At 62.7% G+C, this 20097-nt stretch carries 22 protein-coding genes; 10 read left to right on the forward strand and 12 right to left on the reverse strand.

Annotated elements, in window-relative coordinates:
- Positions 1–57 precede the first annotated feature (57 nt).
- The 3 genes from rpoN (at position 58) to ptsN (ending at position 2984) form a co-directional block, all read left to right on the forward strand.
- A complete protein-coding gene (gene rpoN, locus NKI39_RS22560) occupies positions 58–1584 on the forward strand; it encodes an RNA polymerase factor sigma-54 (protein ID WP_352834526.1) in 1527 nt (508 codons plus the stop codon).
- Between the two features lie 291 nt (positions 1585–1875).
- A complete protein-coding gene (gene hpf, locus NKI39_RS22565; protein WP_023675267.1) occupies positions 1876–2460 on the forward strand; it encodes a ribosome hibernation-promoting factor, HPF/YfiA family in 585 nt (194 codons plus the stop codon).
- Between the two features lie 59 nt (positions 2461–2519).
- A complete protein-coding gene (gene ptsN, locus NKI39_RS22570; protein ID WP_023675268.1) occupies positions 2520–2984 on the forward strand; it encodes a PTS IIA-like nitrogen regulatory protein PtsN in 465 nt (154 codons plus the stop codon).
- A 92-nt stretch (positions 2985–3076) separates the two neighbouring features.
- Here ptsN and NKI39_RS22575 read toward each other — a convergent pair whose 3' ends face one another.
- Together NKI39_RS22575 and NKI39_RS22580 are read right to left on the reverse strand one after the other, a co-directional pair.
- Entirely contained in the window at positions 3077–3334 is a 258-nt protein-coding gene (locus NKI39_RS22575) for a BQ00720 family protein (protein WP_023675269.1), read from the reverse strand.
- Positions 3335–3397: 63 nt separating this feature from the next.
- On the reverse strand, positions 3398–3823 hold the full coding sequence (locus NKI39_RS22580) for an Hsp20 family protein (protein ID WP_023675270.1): 426 nt from the start codon (positions 3821–3823) through the stop codon (positions 3398–3400).
- Between the two features lie 144 nt (positions 3824–3967).
- On the opposite strand from NKI39_RS22580, the gene NKI39_RS22585 reads away from it, so the two are divergent.
- Positions 3968–4909, forward strand: a complete 942-nt coding sequence (locus NKI39_RS22585; protein WP_352469434.1) for a nucleoside hydrolase — start codon at positions 3968–3970, stop codon at positions 4907–4909.
- 490 nt (positions 4910–5399) lie between these two features.
- Here the strand turns inward: NKI39_RS22585 and NKI39_RS22590 are convergent, their stop codons facing one another.
- From NKI39_RS22590 to NKI39_RS22610, 5 genes are all read right to left on the reverse strand, one after another.
- Positions 5400–5768 carry a hypothetical protein gene (locus tag NKI39_RS22590; RefSeq protein ID WP_352469435.1) on the reverse strand — a complete coding sequence of 123 codons (369 nt, stop codon included), beginning with the start codon at positions 5766–5768 and terminating at the stop codon, positions 5400–5402.
- 52 nt (positions 5769–5820) lie between these two features.
- Entirely contained in the window at positions 5821–6435 is a 615-nt protein-coding gene (locus NKI39_RS22595) for a LysE family translocator (RefSeq protein WP_352469436.1), read from the reverse strand.
- Between the two features lie 103 nt (positions 6436–6538).
- The gene (locus NKI39_RS22600) at positions 6539–7999 is read right to left on the reverse strand and encodes an amidase (protein ID WP_352613033.1); all 1461 of its coding nucleotides are present in this window, start codon (positions 7997–7999) and stop codon (positions 6539–6541) included.
- A gap of 6 nt (positions 8000–8005) precedes the next feature.
- On the reverse strand, positions 8006–8914 hold the full coding sequence (locus NKI39_RS22605) for a ribokinase (RefSeq protein ID WP_352502653.1): 909 nt from the start codon (positions 8912–8914) through the stop codon (positions 8006–8008).
- A 116-nt stretch (positions 8915–9030) separates the two neighbouring features.
- Positions 9031–9924, reverse strand: a complete 894-nt coding sequence (locus tag NKI39_RS22610) for a methylated-DNA--[protein]-cysteine S-methyltransferase (protein ID WP_352453988.1) — start codon at positions 9922–9924, stop codon at positions 9031–9033.
- 115 nt (positions 9925–10039) lie between these two features.
- On the opposite strand from NKI39_RS22610, the gene NKI39_RS22615 reads away from it, so the two are divergent.
- Entirely contained in the window at positions 10040–10855 is an 816-nt protein-coding gene (locus tag NKI39_RS22615; protein ID WP_352834529.1) for a class I SAM-dependent methyltransferase, read from the forward strand.
- A gap of 9 nt (positions 10856–10864) precedes the next feature.
- Here the strand turns inward: NKI39_RS22615 and NKI39_RS22620 are convergent, their stop codons facing one another.
- Positions 10865–11359 carry a DUF2244 domain-containing protein gene (locus NKI39_RS22620; protein WP_023675281.1) on the reverse strand — a complete coding sequence of 165 codons (495 nt, stop codon included), beginning with the start codon at positions 11357–11359 and terminating at the stop codon, positions 10865–10867.
- Positions 11360–11381: 22 nt separating this feature from the next.
- Between NKI39_RS22620 and nth the strand changes: the two genes are divergently transcribed.
- Positions 11382–12209, forward strand: coding sequence for an endonuclease III (gene nth / locus NKI39_RS22625; RefSeq protein ID WP_352469441.1), 828 nt, complete (start codon positions 11382–11384; stop codon positions 12207–12209).
- Between the two features lie 28 nt (positions 12210–12237).
- Here the strand turns inward: nth and NKI39_RS22630 are convergent, their stop codons facing one another.
- From NKI39_RS22630 to NKI39_RS22645, 4 genes are all read right to left on the reverse strand, one after another.
- Positions 12238–13749, reverse strand: coding sequence for a tripartite tricarboxylate transporter permease (locus NKI39_RS22630; protein ID WP_352502656.1), 1512 nt, complete (start codon positions 13747–13749; stop codon positions 12238–12240).
- 9 nt (positions 13750–13758) lie between these two features.
- On the reverse strand, positions 13759–14226 hold the full coding sequence (locus tag NKI39_RS22635) for a tripartite tricarboxylate transporter TctB family protein (protein WP_352469443.1): 468 nt from the start codon (positions 14224–14226) through the stop codon (positions 13759–13761).
- A 79-nt stretch (positions 14227–14305) separates the two neighbouring features.
- The gene (locus tag NKI39_RS22640) at positions 14306–15283 is read right to left on the reverse strand and encodes a tripartite tricarboxylate transporter substrate-binding protein (protein WP_352469444.1); all 978 of its coding nucleotides are present in this window, start codon (positions 15281–15283) and stop codon (positions 14306–14308) included.
- 185 nt (positions 15284–15468) lie between these two features.
- Complete coding sequence (locus tag NKI39_RS22645; RefSeq protein ID WP_352469445.1) at positions 15469–15924, reverse strand: DUF2214 family protein; 456 nt, start codon at positions 15922–15924, stop codon at positions 15469–15471.
- A 218-nt stretch (positions 15925–16142) separates the two neighbouring features.
- Here NKI39_RS22645 and NKI39_RS22650 point away from each other — a divergent pair, with 218 nt between their 5' ends.
- From NKI39_RS22650 to NKI39_RS22665, 4 genes are all read left to right on the forward strand, one after another.
- Positions 16143–16682: a GNAT family N-acetyltransferase gene (locus NKI39_RS22650; RefSeq protein ID WP_352834531.1), complete on the forward strand. Its 540-nt coding sequence runs from the start codon at positions 16143–16145 to the stop codon at positions 16680–16682.
- Between the two features lie 207 nt (positions 16683–16889).
- Positions 16890–17867 carry a Bug family tripartite tricarboxylate transporter substrate binding protein gene (locus tag NKI39_RS22655; RefSeq protein WP_352453995.1) on the forward strand — a complete coding sequence of 326 codons (978 nt, stop codon included), beginning with the start codon at positions 16890–16892 and terminating at the stop codon, positions 17865–17867.
- A gap of 154 nt (positions 17868–18021) precedes the next feature.
- Positions 18022–18555, forward strand: a complete 534-nt coding sequence (locus NKI39_RS22660) for a tripartite tricarboxylate transporter TctB family protein (RefSeq protein ID WP_352469447.1) — start codon at positions 18022–18024, stop codon at positions 18553–18555.
- A gap of 4 nt (positions 18556–18559) precedes the next feature.
- Complete coding sequence (locus NKI39_RS22665) at positions 18560–20083, forward strand: tripartite tricarboxylate transporter permease (RefSeq protein WP_352834533.1); 1524 nt, start codon at positions 18560–18562, stop codon at positions 20081–20083.
- Positions 20084–20097 lie beyond the last annotated feature (14 nt).

Here is a 20097-nt window from a genome sequence, read left to right on the forward strand (position 1 = left end):
CCTGGAAAATTCCTTCCAGCAGTGCGGGTGCGTAGACGGAGCGTTTGAAACCGAACCATGGCGTTGGCGGCAAAACTACAGCTACGACAGTCGCAGTCGCTGGTGATGACGCCGCAGCTGATGCAGTCGATCCGCCTGCTGCAGTTCACCCATCTTGAGCTGGAACGCTTCATCGACGACGAGATCGAACGCAATCCCCTGCTGGAACGCGCCGAACCGCAAGAGGACGCCGCCAGCGACCAGGCGCAGAAGGGCGACGCTGCATCGGAACCGGCTGCCGACGGCGACTGGTTCGAGGCGGAAACGGCGTGGAGCGCCGAGGCGATCTCGGAAAAGCTCGATACATCGCTGGAAAACCTGTTTCCCGATGATCCTGGTACGAGCGAGCGGCTCGGGCCCGACCTGACGGCACAATGGAAATCGGCGTCCGGCAACGGTTCCACCTCTTCCTCCGACGGCTTCGACGTCGCGGATATGGCGGCGGCGGCCATCACGCTGCGCGACCATGTCGGCGAGCAGGTGGCGCTCGCCTTTGCCGATCCGGCGGCGCGCCTGATCGCCGGCGAGCTTGCCGACGGCCTCGACGAGGCCGGCTACATGCGTGCCGACATGGCCGAGATCGCCGCCCGCCTCGGCACGGACGCCACGGCGGTGGCAAGGGTCCTGGCGGTCTGCCAGACATTCGAGCCCGCCGGCATATTCGCCCGCGACCTCGCCGAATGCCTGTTGCTGCAGCTGGCCGTGCGCGACCGGCTCGATCCGGCGATGAAGGCGCTGATCGCCAATCTCGAACTCCTGGCACGGCGCGATTTCCAGACGCTGAAGCGGATTTGCGGCGTCGACGAGGAGGATCTGCTCGACATGCTGGCCGAGATCCGGGCGCTCGACCCGCGGCCGGGAATGGCGTTTTCGCGCGGTGCCAGCGATGCGATCGTGGCCGACGTCGAGGTGCGCGCAGCCAATGACGGCAGCTGGACGGTCGAGCTCAATGCCGAGACGCTGCCGCGCGTGCTGGTCGATCACATCTATTTCGCCCAGGTCACGCCACATGCGAAAAACCAGGCGGAAAAGGATTTCCTCGCCGAATGCCTGCAGAACGCCAACTGGCTCACGCGCAGCCTCGACCAGCGGGCGAAGACCATTCTCAAGGTGGCCTCCGAGATCGTGCGCCAGCAGGACGCTTTTCTCGTCCACGGCGTGCGGCACCTGAAGCCGCTCAACCTGCGCACGGTGGCGGACGCCATCGGCATGCACGAATCAACGGTCAGCCGGGTCACGGCAAACAAATACATGCTGACGCCGCGCGGTGTGTTCGAGCTGCGCTATTTCTTCACCGCCTCGATCGCTTCGTCAGGTGGCGGCGATGCGCATTCGTCGGAAGCGGTGCGCGACCGCATAAAGCAGCTGATCGACGAGGAGAAAGCCATCGATGTGCTTTCCGACGATGCCATCGTGGACATGCTGCGGGAAAGCGGCGTCGACATCGCCAGGCGCACGGTGGCCAAATACCGGGAAGGCATGAACATACCCTCTTCGGTGCAGCGGCGGCGTGAAAAACGCGCTTTGGCCAGCGCCGGCCGTTGATCTCCGGCGGAATTTCCACAGCTTTCGCCCTTCATTGACAAGCGGCGACGAAGTGGCTAGAAGCCCGCCCGCATGGGACGGGCTGGCGAGTGGATTTGAGTTCGCCGATGCCCGCACGAGAGATGGTCCGTCACGATGTAGGCCACGGGACGGCCAAGAAGGCGGCTTGTGATCAACCGGAAAGTTCGGATCTAAAATCGGCGCAAGTGACGCCGCAAAAGCTTGTGCGCGCGGACCACGAGTATAAACTCGGGACAGTTTGAAGCCTGAGCAAGGAAGGTCAGTTTTCAGATGACACTGCGCATATCGGGAAAACACATGGATATCGGCGATGCGTTCCGTACGCGCATCAACGACCGTGTCGGGGAAGTGATCGGGAAATATTTCGATCGGGGCTTTTCAGGGCAAATCGTAGTCGTCAAATCGGGGTCGCGCTACACGGCCGATTGCATGATCCGGCTGGACTCCGGTGCTTCGCTGCAGGCGACCGGCGATGCCCAGGATCCAACGCTTGCCTTCGATACCGCGGCGGACCGTCTGGAAACACGCCTCAGGCGCTACAAGCGCCGGCTGAAGTCGCACAATTCAGGCAATAGCAACGGCGAGCTCACCGACGTCGCCTATACGGTGATGGCGCCGCTTGCCGACGACGAGGAGGACATACCGGAGAATTTCGCGCCGGCCATCGTCGCCGAATCGACCATGACGCTGCGGACCATGTCGGTGGCGTCAGCGGTGATCGAACTCGACACCAAGGACAGCCCGGTCCTGGTCTTCCGCAATGCCGGAAACGACCATCTCAACATCGTCTATCGCCGGCCGGACGGGAATATTGGCTGGATCGACCCGTCCACGGCCAAGGTCGCGCAGGGGTAAAAACCAGCCGCACGCGAGCGTGGGGACTGGCGACGGCAGGCGAACAAGGGATTTCAAGCATGGATCTGAGCGATCTCGTCAGCGTTCCGGCAATCATGCCGGCGTTGAAGGCGAACTCCAAAAAGCAGCTGCTGCAATTGCTGTCCGAAAGGGCGGCGGCGATTTCCGGCATTCCGGAGCGAGAGGTGTTCGACACAATCCTGCAGCGCGAGCGGCTCGGCTCCACCGGCGTCGGCAACGGCATCGCCATTCCGCACGGCAAGCTGGCCGGGGTGAAGCGGATCGCCGGCGTTTTTGCCCGGCTGGAGACACCGGTGGACTTCGAGGCCCTCGATGATCAGCCGGTCGACCTGGTGTTTCTGCTTTTGGCTCCCGAAGGCGCCGGCGCCGACCACCTCAAGGCGCTGTCGCGCATTGCGCGGGTGCTGCGCGACGCCGACACGGTTGCCAAGATCAGGGGCACGCGCGACGCCGTAGCCATCCACGCGCTGCTGTCGGACACACAGGCCTCGCACGCCGCCTGAGGTTTTGATTAAATCCGTTGAAGGGCCGCCGTGAGCGGCCCTGTCCGTTTCCAACCAGATCGCTGTGCCGTATTTGTCAGTGGATAACGACGTTAGTGGATAGCGACCGGGGTCAGATCGTTTTCCAGCGCGCCAGCCAGTGCCCGGTCGCGAGCGTCCGAAAGCAGGATCGGCTGGCCATTGGCGGCAAACAGGGCCCACAGTTCCAGCCCGGGCGCGATTTCGCCGAGGCCCGGGAAACGGCCGCGCAGATCGTCGCTCGACACTTTCCTGAGATAGGCGACAGAACCTTCGCCGAGATGGGCGAATTCGCCGCTGGTCATGATGATATTTTCGTTAGTTCTGGTCATTTCAAGCCTCCTTGCCGCGAGATGCCGCTCAAGGCCATCCCGCATGAGAGCTATCGGCAAAAATCAGTCTTTCACCGATATGTTTATTTTTCGTACCAGCCGTTCGGATTCCGGCCGATCGAGATCGATCGACAGAAGGCCGTTCTTCAATTCCGCCGCAATCACCCGCATGCCGTCGGCCAGCACGAAACAGCGCTGAAACTGGCGCGCGGCGATGCCGCGGTGGAGGAATTCGCGCTCGGTGTCGTCGTTCTGACGGCCGCGCACGACCAACTGGTTCTCCTCCGTTGTGACATCGAGATCGCTTTCCGCGAAACCGGCGACGGCGAGCGTGATACGCAGCCTTTCGGTTTTGCCGTCGGCACCGCTGAGGCGCTCGATGTTGTAGGGAGGATAGCTGTCACCGGACTTTGCCAACCGCTCCAGCGTCTTTTCCATGGAATCGAAACCGAGGAGAAGCGGGCTGGAAAAAGGCGTCATTCGGCTCATGTTACAGTGTCCTCTCAAGAGCGACATAAAGTGGAAAAACCCGGATGGCATTTTTCCCGATGGTCTTGATATGGTCCGCCGCCCGGCAGACTTCAAGCCGTCACACGTCCCGCCCAAAAAGACTTGCCAAAACAAGGAATTGAAATGCCCCAATCCCGCAGGATCATCATCGACACTGACCCCGGCCAGGACGATGCCGTCGCCATATTGCTGGCGCTGGGCAGCGCCGAGCTGGAGATCGTCGGCATCACCGCGGTGGCCGGCAACGTGCCGCTGAAACTTACCGAAAAAAACGCCCGCAAGATCTGCGAGCTGGCCGGCCGGCCGGACGTCAAGGTCTATGCAGGCGCCATCCGGCCGCTGGCGCGCGAACTCGTCACCGCCGAGGAAGTGCATGGCAAGACCGGCCTCAACGGGCCGCAACTGCCCGAACCAAAGATGAAACTGCAGGACGAGTATGCGGTTGATTTCATCGTTGAGACGCTGATGAACGAGGAGAGCGGCACGATCACGCTGTGCGCGCTCGGGCCGCTCACCAACGTTGCGCTGGCGCTGATCCGCGAGCCGAAAATCGCGCCGCGCATCAAGGAAATCGTGCTGATGGGCGGCGGCTTCTTCGAGGGCGGCAACGTCACGCCGACCGCCGAGTTCAACATCTATGTCGATCCGCATGCTGCCGATGTCGTGTTCAAATCCGGCATTCCGATCGTGATGATGCCGCTCGACGTCACCCACAAGGCGCTGACCACCGCCAAGCGTACGAAGGCCTTCCGCAAGCTCGGCACCAGGGTCGGCACGGCCACCGCGGACATGCTGGAATTCTTCGAACGTTTCGACGAGGAGAAATACGGTACCGACGGCGGCCCGCTGCACGATCCTTGCGTGATCGCGTATCTGCTGAAGCCGAAGCTGTTCAAGGGGCGCAACTGCAATGTCAGCGTGGAAACCGCCTCGGAGCTCACCATGGGCATGACGGTGATCGACTGGTGGGGGGTGACCAAGCGGCCGAAGAACGCCATGGTGATGCGCGACATCGACCATGATGCGTTTTTCGCGCTGTTGCTGGAACGGCTGGGGCGGCTTTAGGGCTGCTCAGTAGTTGAGCAGGCGGTAGGTGGTGGTACCGTCCTGGCGTTGTTGTTCTTCGATCGAGACTTCCGATCCAATCATGTGGGGTGTTTCCACCTCACCATCGACAAATATCCGAGCGTTGCCCTCATAGAGGCGGACTTCATATCTATAATAAAGTCCATGTCCGACGGAACCCCTCGGATTTAGAGGCATCGTCGCAACATCTTCGACGGTGCCTCCTACGAGTTGTGTGCCAGTGATCGGACTGTTCTGCCTGGTTACAATCGGCACAGCGATCGCGAGAGCGAGCGCACACAAGATTGTGATGCCAACAACTCTGTCGCGAAACTCTTCCCGAAGCAAAAGAATGCGGGTTCTAAGAGAAAGATTTGCCGGCCCCATACCTTAGAGTTGAGTAGCATAGGGGCTTTGTTCAAGAGCGATTCCCCGAAAAAGCCATGTCACTCGCGTCACCTTTGAAAACAGCTTATCGATCGATCGTCGTTCAATTTGCAAACCGGTAAAAGACGAAGCCATTGTCGCGCGTGACGCGCTCGATGCCTACGCGCGAGCCGATCAGATGCGGGAGGTCGTCGTAAACGAGGACCGTCGAACCGTTCTCAAGGACCAGCAGATATTGGATATTGCGCCCTTTACCCTGTCCACTTTTGATCGTCGCATCGACCGGGTCGACCGATCGGATCGGACTTGCGTCATTCGCCCATTTGTTCAGAGCCGACGGAACCATCGCCGCGAACAAAGCGATGAACAGGATCACGCCAAACGCGTTCCTTTTCAAATCCGCGTAACTCCACGGCATAGACATGAATCCCCAACTGTTGATCCATGTGGTGGCCTGAAGGCCGACTTTCAATCGGCTTTCCTATTCCAGGATGTTGCTGTTGGCGTCGTCGGGCTCGCGGCCGTTACTTCGCCTTGGAAAAGGCCAGCCACAGGCCGCCGCCGACCAGGAAGCTGCCGCTGATCCTCGACAAGAGCTTGAGGCGGCCGGCCGACAGCAGGCGTCCGGCGCGGCCGGCGGCCAGCGCGTAGGTCGAATCCGAGACTGCGGCGAAGATCATCGCGGTGAGACCCATGACGCCGATCTGTAGTGCGTAATTGCCTTCGGGAGCGATGAACTGCGGAAAGAAGGCGCCGAAGAACACTAGCGTCTTTGGATTGCTGATCGCCACCAGCAGGCCCTGCAGGAAGAAGCCGCCACGTGGCCTTTTTGCCGTTCCGTCGGCGTTCAGCTTGCCTTTCGAGCGGAACATCTGCACGCCCATCCAGATCAGGTAGGCGGCGCCGATCAGCCGGACCCACTCGAACCAGTGGCCCATGCCCGCGATCAGCGAAGTCAATCCGATGCCGACGATGGCGATCATGATGGCTAGCCCGGCCTGGGTGCCGGCGACATTGGCGAGCCCTGCGCGCGAGCCATGGCGGATGCTGTTGGCAATGATCAGCGTCACCGTCGGCCCCGGCACCAGGATGATGACGATGCAGGCGACGACATAGGTGGCGTAGAGTTCCAACGACATTTTTTCCCTCCACAGATGCCGCTCGTGCGGCGCGCTGTCGCGATCAATGCATGGCGATGAGTTGCGTGCAAGCCGGCGAGGCGCCGACAATGCGGAGTTGATTTCAGCAGGCGCCGGCCTGCCATGGCAGCGTTGTCTCATAGGCGGCAGCCGCCCTCAGCACGGAGAGGTCACCGCGCGGCCGCCCGATCAATTGCATGCCCATTGGCCTGCCCCTGGCGTCGAAGCCCGCCGGCACATTGATCGCCGGGCAGCCGCCCAGCGTGGCGAACGCTGAAACCTGCATCCAGCGATGATAGCTGTCCATGGCACGCCCGGCCACTTGCCTTGGCCAGTGGGTGACGACATCGAAGGGAAAGACCTGTGCGGCTGGCAGCGCAATCAGGTCGAAACGCTCGAAGAGCGATAGCAGCATTCGGTGCCAGGACGAGCGCCTCACCGTGGCGGCGTGGATCTGCGGCGCGGTGAGGCGCAGTGCATGTTCCACCTCCCACACGGCCTCCGGCTTCAGCAGGCTGCGTTTCGAGGGATCGTCGTAATGCGCCTTCAGCGCACAACCGCTGCTCGCCTGGCGAAGCGTTACAAAGGCTTGCCACAGCGCTTCGAAGTCGAATTTCGGCATCAGCGGCTCGGCCTCGAAGGATACATCCGCGAACCGGCCGAGTGCTGCCTCGCAAAGCTGTAGAATGCCTGCTTCAACCGGCAGATGGCCGTCGAGATCGCCGAGCCAGGCGATGCGCCCGCCGGCCGCCGGTGCGTCCAGCCCTTCGAGGAACGAGCCTGGCTTATCATGCGACAGCGGCGCGCGAGGATGATAGCCGGCCTGAACGTCGAGCAGCAACGCCATGTCACGCACGTTACGCCCCATCGGCCCTTCGACGCCCATTTGCGCAAGAAACACATCAAGGTCTGGGCCGGCCGGCACCAATCCCTGCGATGGACGGAAGCCATAGACATTGTTGTAGGCAGCGGGATTGCGCAGGGAACCGCCAAAATCGCTGCCATCGGCAACGGGAACCATGTCGAGCGCCAGCGCGACCGCCGCACCGCCGCTCGAGCCGCCGGCGGTCAGCGCCGGGTCAAATGCGTTGAGCGTCTGTCCGAACACGGTGTTGTAGGTGTTGGAGCCGAGCCCGAATTCGGGAACATTGGTCTTGCCGATGATGATCGCGCCGGCCTTGCGGACGCGCTCGACGAAGAAGTCGTCCTCCTCAGGCACAAAATCGGCGAAGATCGGCGAGCCGAAGGCGGTTCTCAGGCCTTTTGTCAGCGCAAGATCCTTGATCGCGATCGGCAGGCCGAACAGCGATCCGGTATCTCCACCTCGCGCCAGATGAGCGTCAGCGCTGTCGGCCTCGCGCAGGATGTCGGCACGCTCACGCAATGAAACGATAGCGTTGACCAGCGGGTTCACCGCCTCGATCCTGTCGAGGAATGCCGCGACCACTTCGCGCACCGAAAGCTGCCGGCGCCTGATCTTCCCGGCAAGCGCCACGGCAGACAGGCGGCAGATGTCGCCGGCGGGCGGCACCGCGTGCTTCGTCGTCGGGCGCATGGCTGTCATCCCGCTTTAGCCTGCAGATTTCTGCAGGGCGGCATCGACGTCCCTGGCCAGCGGGATGGCCGGCTGTGCACCGGCTTTCAGGCAGGCCAGCGAACCGGCTGCGGCAGCGCGGGCTAGCGCCTGGTCGAGCGGCAGGCCGGCTGCCAGCCCGGCTGCAAAATAGCCGCAGAACGTGTCGCCGGCACCGACCGTGTCGAGCGGGGTGATCTTCAGCGCCGGAACCATCAGGAGATCGTCCGGCGTTGCCGCCAGAACGCCGTCCGAGCCAAGCGTGACGACGATGGTGCGGCCGGTTCTCGCGGCATAGTCGCGCATCCGTGCCGGGCGGTCGCGGCCATTCAACGACAGCGCCTCGCCATAGAGGTCGAACTCGGTTTCGTTGGCGACGAGATAGTCGGCCTTGCCGAGGAAGCCGGCCGCGTCGCCATGGAAAGGTGCGGTGTTGAGCACGGTGATCGCGGCGGCCGTGCTTGCCGCGTCGAGTGCTGCCTCGACGGTCTGCAGCGGGATCTCCAGTTGCAGCAGCACGACGTCGCCGTTTTTTACGAAAGCCTTGGAAAGGTCACCCGGCACGACCGAATCATTGGCGCCCGGCACAACGGCGATCACGTTCTCGCCGTCGGCGCCGACCATGATCAACGCGGTACCGGTCGAGGCAAAGGTCTCGCCGACGCCGGACAGGTCGATCTTGCCGTCGCGCAGCAGCGCCAGAGCGTCGCTGGCGAAGCTGTCCTTGCCGACCGCGCCGACCATGCGCACCTTGGCGCCGGCGCGGGCGGCGGCCAGCGCCTGGTTGGCGCCCTTGCCGCCGGGGGCAGTAGCGAAACCGGAGCCGCGCACGGTCTCGCCGGGACCGGGCAAGCGGTCGACACTGGCGATGAGATCGAGATTGATGGAGCCGATGACGACGATCAAGTAGTGCCTCCCGCTAGCGCATACCACTCTAATTGCCCGGGAAGCTACTCCGTAAGATCGCTGCTTGTCACCCTAGCGGTCCTTGCATCGCTCCAATCGTTCCATTCGTTGGCTATTCAAGAAGAGACCTGTCCCGCCTCCCAGCCGAGGATGGCGCGTTTGCGGGTCAGACCCCAATGGTAGCCGGTGAGTGCGCCGGACTTGCCGAGAGCCCGGTGGCACGGCACGACGAAGGACATCGGATTGGCACCGACCGCGGCACCGACAGCCCGGCTGGCACTCGGTGCGCCGATGCGCGCGGCGATCGAGGAATAGGTGCAGGCCTGGCCCATCGGAATGCGCAGCAAGGCCTCCCAGACACGGACCTGGAAGTCTGTGCCGATCATGACAACGCGCAGCGGCTGGTCGGCGCGCCACAGCGACGGATCGAAGATGCGCGCGGCATAGGGTGCCGTCGCCGCCATGTCCTCGACATAGGTCGCATTCGGCCAGCGGCTGGACATGTCGGCAAAGGCCGCACGCTCGCCGCCGGGGTCGTTGAAGGCGAGGCCGGCAAGGCCGCGGTCCGTCACCATGATCAGCGCGATGCCGAAAGGCGAGATATGATAGCCGTAGCGGATGGTGAGCCCTGCGCCGCGGGTCTTGTAATCGCCCGGCGACATCGCTTCGTGGGTGACGAACAGATCGTGCAGCCGGCCTGGGCCGGACATGCCGAGTTCGAACGAGGTTTCAAGCAGCGGCATGCCGGCATCGAGCAGCTTGCGCGCATGATCGAGGGTGACGGCCTGCAGAAAAGCCTTGGGCGACAGGCCGGCCCAGCGGGTGAACAGCTTCTGCAGCCCGGTCGGCGTCTCGCCGACCTCCTCGGCCAGCACTTCCAACGAAGGCTGGTCGCGATAGTCGAGGCTGATCTTTTCGATGGCACGACGGACGATTTCGTAGTCTCCACCTTCAGGCGTGATGTCTTTCTGAAGGATTGCTGTCGTTTTGAGAGGCATTTGGGCGTTCATGGCAGTATCTCCTTGAGTGCGAATATCGTCCTTCGCGGCGCCGATCACCACCCGAAACTTGCTTTCCCGCGGCATGTACCCAGATAGAGCTGGGCTTTGAATGGGGAGGACGGTCGTGGCTGGTGAAAAAGTAAACCTGACCGGGGCAAAGGAGACTTTGCTTTTGACACTTTACGGCAAGGCGCTGGAGAGCCGGCTGCCCAATTCGCTGCTCAGGGACTACTTTGCCGACGAGGCGGTGCGCAACATCGACTATGATTTCTCACAGCTCAAGGTCGACAACAATCTCGGCGTCGGTCTAGCAATCAGGGCAAAGACGCTGGACGTCTGCGTTCAGGACTTTCTCGCCCGAAATCCTGACGCCATCGTACTGCATCTCGGGTGTGGGCTCGATACGCGCGTATTCCGTATCGATCCGCCAGCCGGCGTGGACTGGTTCGACGTCGACTATCCCGAAGTCATCGACCTCAGGCGCAAGCTCTATCCCGTGCGGGATCACTACCACCTGATCGCTTCGTCGGTCACCGAACCGGGATGGCTGAACGAAGTACCTCGGGATCGCCCGGCCATAGTCGTGGCGGAAGGCCTGACTCCCTACCTGGGCGCCGAAGAGGGGCAGCAACTGTTTTCTCGTTTGGTGGGACATCTTTCGAGCGGCGAACTGGTTTTCGATGCCTATAGTCGCCTGGGCCTGAAGATCATTCGCCTCAATTCCTCCTTCCGCGCCACCGGTGCCGAGGTCCATTGGAGCATCGAGAACCCGCATGAGTTGGAGCGAGCCGTTCCGAAGCTGCGGTTCGTCGAGGACATCCCTGCCTATAAGCCGGAACATGCCGCTCGCATGCGCTGGTTCGCGAAACTGTTTGTTCGCCTTTGGAAATACATTCCAGCATTGCGCAAGATCGGCAGGCTGTTGCGCTATCGGTTCTGAAACGCTGGCTCAGCGCGCCTTAGCGGCTGCCAGAGCGCGCGAAAATGCGGTGGCAAAACTCTCGCGGTCGGCGGGGTTGAGAAAGCCGCCGATCGAGACGGTTTTTCCTTGCGCCTCGACCGCCATTCTGGTGATGCCGATCTCGGCGTGGCGGGCGATCGAAAAGCGCGCCCAGAACGGATTGAAGCGGTGTGCTTCCGATTTGCCTGACGGGGCAGTCTTGCGGATGTCGAGGCTGGTGCGCGACACCGATACCTCCTCGCGAGCCCGGGCGGCACGATAATTGGCGCGGAAGGCGATGTAGACGGCGATCACGTCGAGGCCGAAGAAGCCGAACACCGGCCAGGCGCCGCGCGACAGAAAAAAAGCTCCGGTCACCAGCCAGCCGAACAGCAGGGCGCCCATCAGTATGGCAAAGCCGGTCTTGCCCAGCGACCGGTGCGGTGTCAGCAGCGCCTGGAAAAATGGCTCGTCGGCCTGAAATGAGGCGTTTGTGTCGCTCATTGGGGAATATTATAGGAAGGCAATGACAAGCCCCAAGCCCAAAAACTCTTCTGCGCTAAAAAAAGACCTGTTGCCCGGCCGCCGCGACGGCTCGAACGCCAAGCGGCGTCCGCGGCCCGCAAGATCGCGGGCGCTTTACAGCGCGGCCGAGGTGCATGAGATTTTCCGGCGCTTTTCCGTTCAGCGGCCGGAACCGAGGGGCGAGCTCGAACATATCAACGCCTTCACGCTGTTGGTGGCGGTGGTGCTTTCGGCTCAGGCGACGGACGCCGGCGTCAACAAGGCGACGCGGGCGCTGTTCAAAATTGCCGACACGCCGCAAAAGATGCTGGCGCTGGGCGAGGCCAAGCTCGGCGACCATATCCGCACCATCGGGCTATGGCGCAACAAGGCCAAGAACGTCATCGCGCTGTCGGAGGCGCTGATCCGCGACCATGGCGGCGAGGTGCCTGAGGATCGCGATCAACTGGTCGAGCTGCCGGGTGTCGGCCGCAAGACCGCCAACGTCGTGCTCAATGTGGCATTCGGCCAGCATACGATGGCGGTCGACACGCACATCTTCCGCATCGGTAACAGGCTCGGCCTGGCGCCGGGCAAGACGCCGGAACAGGTCGAGCAAGGTTTCCTGAAGATCATTCCGGATGAATATATGCGGCACGCGCATCATTGGCTGATCCTGCACGGCCGCTATGTCTGCAAGGCGCGCAAGCCGGATTGCCCGGCCTGCGTCATCGCCGATATCTGCAAGGCCAAGGAAAAGACGACCAGCGTGCCTGCACCGCTGGTGGAGATCGCGCCGCTCGGGCCAGGAGAAGCGGCTACTGAGTCAGTGCCCGGCAAGCGACTGTGAAGTTCCTCGCATGTGGCGCCGTCCACGTTCAGGAACTCTCTTCGACAAACACCTCCTCGCGCTTCTTCTTGACCGCGGGGAGAAACACGATGACGAGCACGGCAAGCGCGATGAGGAGCAGGCTGGCGCTGATCGGCCGCGTCACGAAGGTGCTCGGATCGCCGCGCGAGAGGATCATGGCGCGGCGCAGGTTTTCCTCGAGCAGCGGGCCGAGCACGAAGCCGAGCAGCAGCGGCGCAGGTTCGCAGCGCAGCTTGGTCAGGAGGTAGCCAAGCAAGCCGAAGAAGGCGACGGCATAGAGGTCGTAGACGTTGGTGTTGACGCTGTAAACGCCGATCGAGCAGAACGCCATGATGATCGGGAAGAGCACGTAGTAGGGGATGGTAAGAAGTTTCACCCAAAGCCCGATCAGCGGCAGGTTCAAGATGATCAGCATCAGATTGCCGATCCACATCGAGGTGATGATACCCCAAAACAGCGCAGGCTGTTCGATGGCGACATTGGGGCCGGGCACGATGCCCTGGATGATCATAGCGCCGATCATCAGCGCCATTACCGGGTTGGCCGGAATGCCGAGCGTCAGCATCGGGATGAAGGAGGTTTGGGCGCCGGCATTGTTGGCCGATTCCGGTCCGGCGACGCCTTCGATGGCGCCCTTGCCGAATTCCCCGGGATTTTTCGAGACACGTTTTTCGACGGTGTAGGAGGCAAAGGCGGCAAGGATCGCGCCGCCTCCCGGCAGGATGCCGAGCGCCGAACCGATGATCGTTCCGCGCACGATGGGAGCCGCCATGCGCCGAAAATCTTCGCGGGTCGGCATAAGGCCGGAGATCTTTCGGATCAGCACGGAACGCTCATGCTCGTTTTCGAGGTTGCGCAGTATCTCGGCGACGCCGAAGACACCGACCGCCACTGCGACGAAATTCAGCCCGTCGGCATATTCGCGGATGCCGAGCGTGAAACGGGGTGTACCGGTGTAGATATCGGTGCCGACAAGGCCGAGCAGCAGGCCGAGCACGACCATGGCCAGCGCCTTGACGATCGAGCCGTGGGCGAGCGCGACGGACGAGACCAGACCGACAATCATCAGCGAAAAATACTCGGCAGCACCGAATTTCAACGCTATCGCCGTCAGCGGCGGGGCAAAGATGGCGACGAGGAAGGTCGACACCGTGCCGGCAAAGAACGAGCCTATCGCCGCGGTCGCCAGTGCCGCCCCGGCGCGGCCTTTCCTGGCCATCTGGTAGCCGTCGATGGCGGTGACGGCCGACGAGGATTCGCCGGGCATGTTGATGAGAATAGCGGTAGTCGAGCCGCCATACTGCGCGCCGTAATAGATGCCGGCGAGCATGATCAGGGAGGAAACCGGATCGCCGATCTGGAAGGTGATCGGCAACAGCATGGCAATGGTTGCGGTGGCGCCGATACCGGGCAGGACACCAATCAGCGTGCCGAGAAGGACACCGATCAGGCAGAAACCGAGGTTTGCCAAAGATGTGGCCGTCGAAAAGCCGAGTGCGAGATTGTTGAGGAGTTCCATTTCATCTCCTCACAACGACAGTGGCAACCACGGGCCGAAACGCCGGAACGGCAGGCCGAGTGCGTAGCTGAAGATGGCGAACGCGAACAGCGTCAGGCCGGCCGACAGCACGAGCGCGGTCAGCGGCTTCATGCGGCCGCTGGCAAACGATGCGATCAGCGCCGCCAGGAAGATCGATGGGATGAAGCCGAGGCCGCGCACCGTCAGGCCGAAGAAGATCGGAGCAGGCAGGATGAACAGCATGCCGCGCCACGCAATGTAACCGATCGGCTCGCTCTCGAAGCGCACTGCCTCGACTAGGATGACGGCGCCGAGCAGAATGAGCACGATCGCCAGAACCAGGGGGAAATAGCCCGGCCCCATGCGAAAGGCGGTGCCGATTTCGAGGCCCAGCGACTGCAGCGCGAAAAAGACGCCAATAAAGATCAACAGCGCGGCGCATATGCCGTTGGCTCTGTCGATTGCGAAAGGTTTCATGACGTCCTCCCGGCCCGCCTCACGGGCGTGCCGATGCCGGTGTAAAAACGGGGCGCCGGCGGCGCCCCGTTAAAAACCTTTAGTCGGCGTACTGGCCGGCCGCTTCGATGATCGGCTTCCAGCGCGCAATCTCACTTTCCAGCTTGGCCTTGAGCGCGGCCGGCGTGGCATCGGCCTCGGGCGACGGCTTGGTGCCGAGTTCGGCAAATCGGGCGACGACGTTCTGGTCCTTCAGCGCCACCTGCAGAGATTTCGACAGGCGTTCGGTGATCTCGGCCGGCGTGCCCTTGGGTGCATAGATGCCGTGCCAGATGCCGACCTGCACCTGGGGAAGACCGGCCTCTATCGTCGTCGGCACGTCCGGCAGCACGTCTAGCCGTTGCGGCGAGGTTACGGCATAAGCCTTGATCGTGCCGCCCTGGATCTGCTTGGTGGTATTGGTCGTCTGGTCGCACATGATGTCGACCTGGCCGCCGAGAAGATCGGTCATGGCCGGGCCGGTGCCCTTATATGGTACGGTGACCAGCGGCGTGCCGATGGCGCTCATAAACAGCATGCCGCACAGATGCGAGGCGGCACCGATCCCGGCATTGGCAACGGTGATGCTGTCCTTGTTAGCCTTGGCGTAGTCGACCAGCCCCTTCAGATCGGTCGGCTCGAGGTCCTTGCGGCCGACGATGGTCATCGGCACCTCGGTGACGAGGCCGACATATTCGAATGCGTTCAGCGTGTCGTAGGCGAGCTTTCTGTAGAGCGTAGCACTTGTCGCCATGCCGATGTGATGGAGGAGCAGCGTGTAGCCGTCAGGCTCGGCATTTGCGACGCGGCCCGCGCCCAGTGTGCCGCCGGCGCCGCCGACATTCTCGACGATGACCTGCTGGCCGAGGTCCTTCGACATGGCTTCCGCGACAAGACGCGTGACGGTGTCAGTCGGGCCGCCGGCCGAAAACGGCACGACAATGCTGATCGTGCGTTCGGGGTAGGTCTGCGCGCCAGCGGCCGGTGGGTAAAGCATGGCGGCCGCAACGGCAGCCAGCGCGGCGACGAATTTTCTCATCGTGATTCCTCCCAGGATACGAATTACCAACCGCTGCGCGGAGTTCCTCTCAAAACCGAATGTAGATGGAGCAATAACTAGCGCAACCCGACAAATGACAATCAGCCTCGAACGGCAAACTGCACGTTTGTCCGCGCAAATGAGTGGAAAGGTTGGGCCGCGCGATGCCCTTCCTCCGACCTATCTTAATAACCGTAGCCGCGCGCCATCGCCGCCGCGAACACCGGGATCAAGAGGAAGATGAAGGCCTCGGTGCGGACATAGCTGCGAACGGACGCTAGCTCCGCCGCAGGCACCTGGAAGCCGGGACTGGCGCTCGCCTGCCTATTCCAGGACAGGAATCGGACGGTCGGGATAATCGACAACAGGCCGACAATTGCGAAGGCGGCCATCTTTGCCCAGAACATCCAGTTGTAGACGTAGAATTCCCAGCCCTTGAGACCATAGATGACGCGGCCGATGCCGGCGACGATGATCAGCATGGCGATGATGCCGTAGTGGCGATCGATGCCGACAAGCCGCTTCAGCGTCGCGGCGGACAAGTCGCTGCGGATCAGGACGAACTCGGCGCCGATGATGCCTGCCAGCGAAAACACCAGCAGATGATGGAAGATGGCAAGCACAAGGTCGGTCGTGTCCATGCTGTTTTCCCTCTGTCGGACGGCAGCGCCGAAACCCAACGCGCCTGAACCAGTACTGGAGAAAAACTAACACCGCCTGGCAGGATTCACATCAGCCTGGAAGATGATCTACACAGCCTTGGCTCTTGTTTTTCGCAACGGATTTGGATTTCCCGTCTCGGGCGTGTCGCTGTCCCCACTTTTGGAAGACCTGCACGGGCAACAACCGAGACATGACCATGGCCAGTCCGCATACAATTGTCGCCCCAGTAATTGAGACCTCGCGCACGGTCCTGCGGCCGCACCGGCTTGACGATTTCGACGCCTATGTCGCGATGTGGGCCGATCCCGCCGTCACCCGCTTTATCGGCGGCAAGCCGCGCACGCGGGAGGAAAGCTGGATGCGCTTCCTGCGCCACGCCGGCCTGTGGTCGCTTCTGGGCTACGGCTTCTGGGCGATCGAGGAAAAAGCGACCGGCCGCTTCATCGGCGAGGCCGGCTTTCACGATCTGAAACGCGACATGACGCCGTCGATCGAGGGCATTCCGGAGGCCGGCTGGGCTCTGGTTTTGCGCGCGCATGGCCACGGGTTGGCCAGCGAAGTCGTCGCACGGGTGCTTGCCTGGGGCGACGAGACGTTCGGCGCCGCGAAGACCGTCTGCATCATCGATCCGGAAAACACCGGATCGCTGAACGTCGCGGCAAAATGTGGTTATGGCGAAGTGCTGCGAACCGTCTACCAAGGCAAGCCGACCATCCTGCTGGAGCGGCAACCCTGACGGATGTTGTTTGGCACTGCCTGCCACGTCGTCTTCGGACGTCCGGTTCGCCAGCCTGAAAATCGCGCAGGCCGATTGTGCCGCATGCGGCGTGTTCTGTCTTTGACAGGAAGACGCAAACTCTGCATGAATTTTATCGAGCGGGTCTGAAGTCAGGCCACGTTTCTGGCAGGCACCGGAGGAGGTGTCGCGATTTGGAGGAATCCCATGCTGAACAGACGCCGATTCTTGATGAGCACCGCGGCAGCAGGTGCTGCCGGACTCGCGGCATCGCATTTTATTCCCGCCTTCGCGCAGGACGCGCCGCAGCTGCAGATTTTCGTGCCAGCGGCGCCGGGCGGCGGCTGGGACCAGACGGCGCGCGCCATGGACCAGGTGCTGCGCAGCGAAAAACTGATCTCCGGCTCGCAGATCACCAATGTCGGCGGCGCCGGCGGTACTGTCGGCCTGCCGCAATTCGTCAACCAGTGGAAGGGCAAGGGCAATGCGCTGATGGTGGCTGGCATGGTCATGGTCGGCGCGATCATCGCCAACAAGGCGGCTAACAACCTTACCGAAGTCACGCCAATCGCCCGCCTTACTGGCGAGTTCGAGGCGCTTGTGGTGCCGGCCGCCTCGCCATTCAAGACTGCGGCCGACTTTGTTGCCGCCCTCAAAGCCGACCCGACGCAGGTTCCGGTCGCCGGCGGTTCGGCTGGCGGCTCGGACCACATCTTGTTCGGCCTCATCGCCAAGACCGTCGGTGTTCCGGCCACCAATCTCTCCTATGTGCCGTTTGCCGGCGGCGGCGAGGCGCTGTCGGCGCTGCTCGGCAACCAGGTCGCGGCCGGCATCTCCGGCTATGGCGAGTTCGCCGAACAGGTCAAGGCGGGTGCGCTGCGGCTGCTGGCCATCTCCGCGGATAAACGCCAGGAGGGAATTGATGCGCCGACGATGAAGGAAGCCGGCATCGATGTCGAGCTGTTCAACTGGCGCGGCGTCTTCGCACCGCCCGGCGTCTCGGACGCCGACAAGGCAGCAATGATCAAGCTGATCGAGACCATGGCCAAGAGCGACGCCTGGGCCACCGAATGCAAGAACCGTAACTGGACGCAGATCCTGCTCACCGGTGACGATTATGCGAAATTCGTCGCCGAAGACACGGCCCGCATCGGGACGATCCTCAAGGACCTCGGCCTGGCGTGATGCTCTCGGCAAGGGGCGGCCTGCGCCCAACCCTTGCCGATTTCGCCAGCCGCATGGACATACGCGGCGCCGGAGGTGAAACTAGGCCGAGATCGGCCGAGTGAGACCGGTCCAGGGAGAACCGGCCCTCGGGGCTGGCATTGGGAGGACGATGATGAGCACCAGCGACCAGCAGGCGCCGCCGCGCCTTGCAGTGCCCGAACTGCTGATCGGCGTTGGGCTCCTCGCCTGTGCGGGTGCGGTTGCCTGGCAGACGCTGGCAATCCCGGTCTCGCCGCTCTATTCCAAGGTCGGTCCGACCGTCTTTCCCTACATCACCATGACCGGGATGATGATCCTGTCGCTGCTGCTCATCATTGCCGCCTTGCGGGGCGGATGGCAGCCGGAGGACGAAAAGGAGACGCCGACCGACTGGAAGGCGATGGGCATCGTCGCCCTCGGACTGATCGCCAATCTGGTGCTGATCCAGCCGCTCGGCTTTACCGCGGCATCTGTCATCATGTTCGTTCTCATCTGCCACGGTTTCGGCAGCCGGCGTCCGCTGCGTGACGTGCTGCTCGGGCTGATCCTGGCGCTGGCCGCCTATTTCGGCTTTGCCAGGGCGCTTGGCGTCAATATCGGTGCCGGCTTCATCGAAAACCAGCTGAATGCGACCGTCGATTCGATCGTTGCCATGCTGAGGGGCTGACGCCATGGAAACGCTTGGCCATCTCGCGCACGGATTTTCGGTCGCCTTCTCGCCGATCAATCTCATATGGTGCCTGGTCGGCACCACGCTGGGGACTGCCATCGGCGTGCTGCCCGGCCTCGGGCCGGCACTGACCATCGCGCTGCTGTTGCCGATCACCTATCAGGTGGCGCCGGAGGCATCCTTCATCCTGTTTGCCGGCATCTACTACGGCGCCATGTATGGCGGCTCGACGACATCGATCCTGCTCAACACGCCTGGCGAAAGCGCCACCATCGTCACCGCGCTGGAAGGCAACCGGATGGCCCGCTCCGGCCGTGGCGGTGCGGCCCTGGCGACCTCGGCGATCGGCTCCTTCGTCGCCGGCACGCTGGGCACGATCGGCGTTGCCTTCCTGGCGCCGATCGTCGTCAAATTCGCGCTGGCCTTCGGCCCGGCCGAATATTTCTCGCTGATGGTGCTGGCCTTCATCACGGTTTCGGCGGTGCTCGGCTCGTCTTCGGTGCGCGGCCTGACCAGTCTGTTCGTCGGCTTCGTCGTCGGCATGATTGGCGTCGACCTGCAGACGGGGCAGCCGCGCTTCACCTTCGGCATGAGCGAATTGTTGGACGGCGTCGACGTCATCGTCGTCGCCGTTGGCCTGTTCGCCGTTGGCGAGACGCTTTACATGGCCTCGCGCCGCTATGCCGGCAAGGACGATATCGTGCCGTTGAAGGGCTCGCTCTACATGACCGCGGCCGAATGGGCGCGCTCGTGGAAGCCATGGCTGCGCGGTGCCCTGATCGGCTTCCCGATCGGTGCCATGCCGGCCGGCGGCGCCGAAATCCCGACCTTCCTCTCCTATGCGATCGAGAAGAAACTCTCCAGACACAAGGAGGAGTTCGGCACCGTCGGCGCCATCGAGGGCGTTGCCGGGCCGGAGGCCGCCAACAATGCATCCGCGGCCGGCGTGCTGGTGCCGATGCTGACGCTCGGCCTGCCGACCTCGGCGACGGCCGCGATCATGCTGTCGGCGTTCCAGAGCTACGGTATCAATCCGGGGCCGCTGCTGCTGACGACGCAGGCCGACCTGGTGTGGGGGCTGATCGCCAGCCTGTTCATCGCCAATGTCATCCTCGTCGTCCTCAACCTGCCGCTGATCGGGCTCTGGGTGCGATTGCTGAAGATCCCGGCGCCGCAGCTCTATGCCGGCATCGTCGTGTTCGCCACGGTCGGCACCTACGGTATCTCGCAATCGCCGATCGACCTCGTCATCCTCTATCTGCTCGGTGCCGCCGGCTTCCTGATGCGGCGTTTCGATTTCCCGACCGCGCCGGTCATCATCGGCATGATTCTCGGGCCGCTTGCGGAAACGCAGTTCCGCCGCGCGATGACCATCTCGAACGGCGATTGGACGGTGTTCTACAAGCATCCGCTGTCGCTGACGCTGCTGACGCTGGCCTTCATCGGCCTGGTTGGACCGCATATCTGGGCCTACATCGAGCACAGGCGCTTGCGCGGGCCGGAGCACGTGCCGGGCGATGCCTGAGCTGTTCGTGACGT

It is taken from the genome of Mesorhizobium sp. M0664 (assembly GCF_040320565.1).
In the GTDB taxonomy this organism is placed as follows: Bacteria; Pseudomonadota; Alphaproteobacteria; order Rhizobiales; family Rhizobiaceae; genus Mesorhizobium.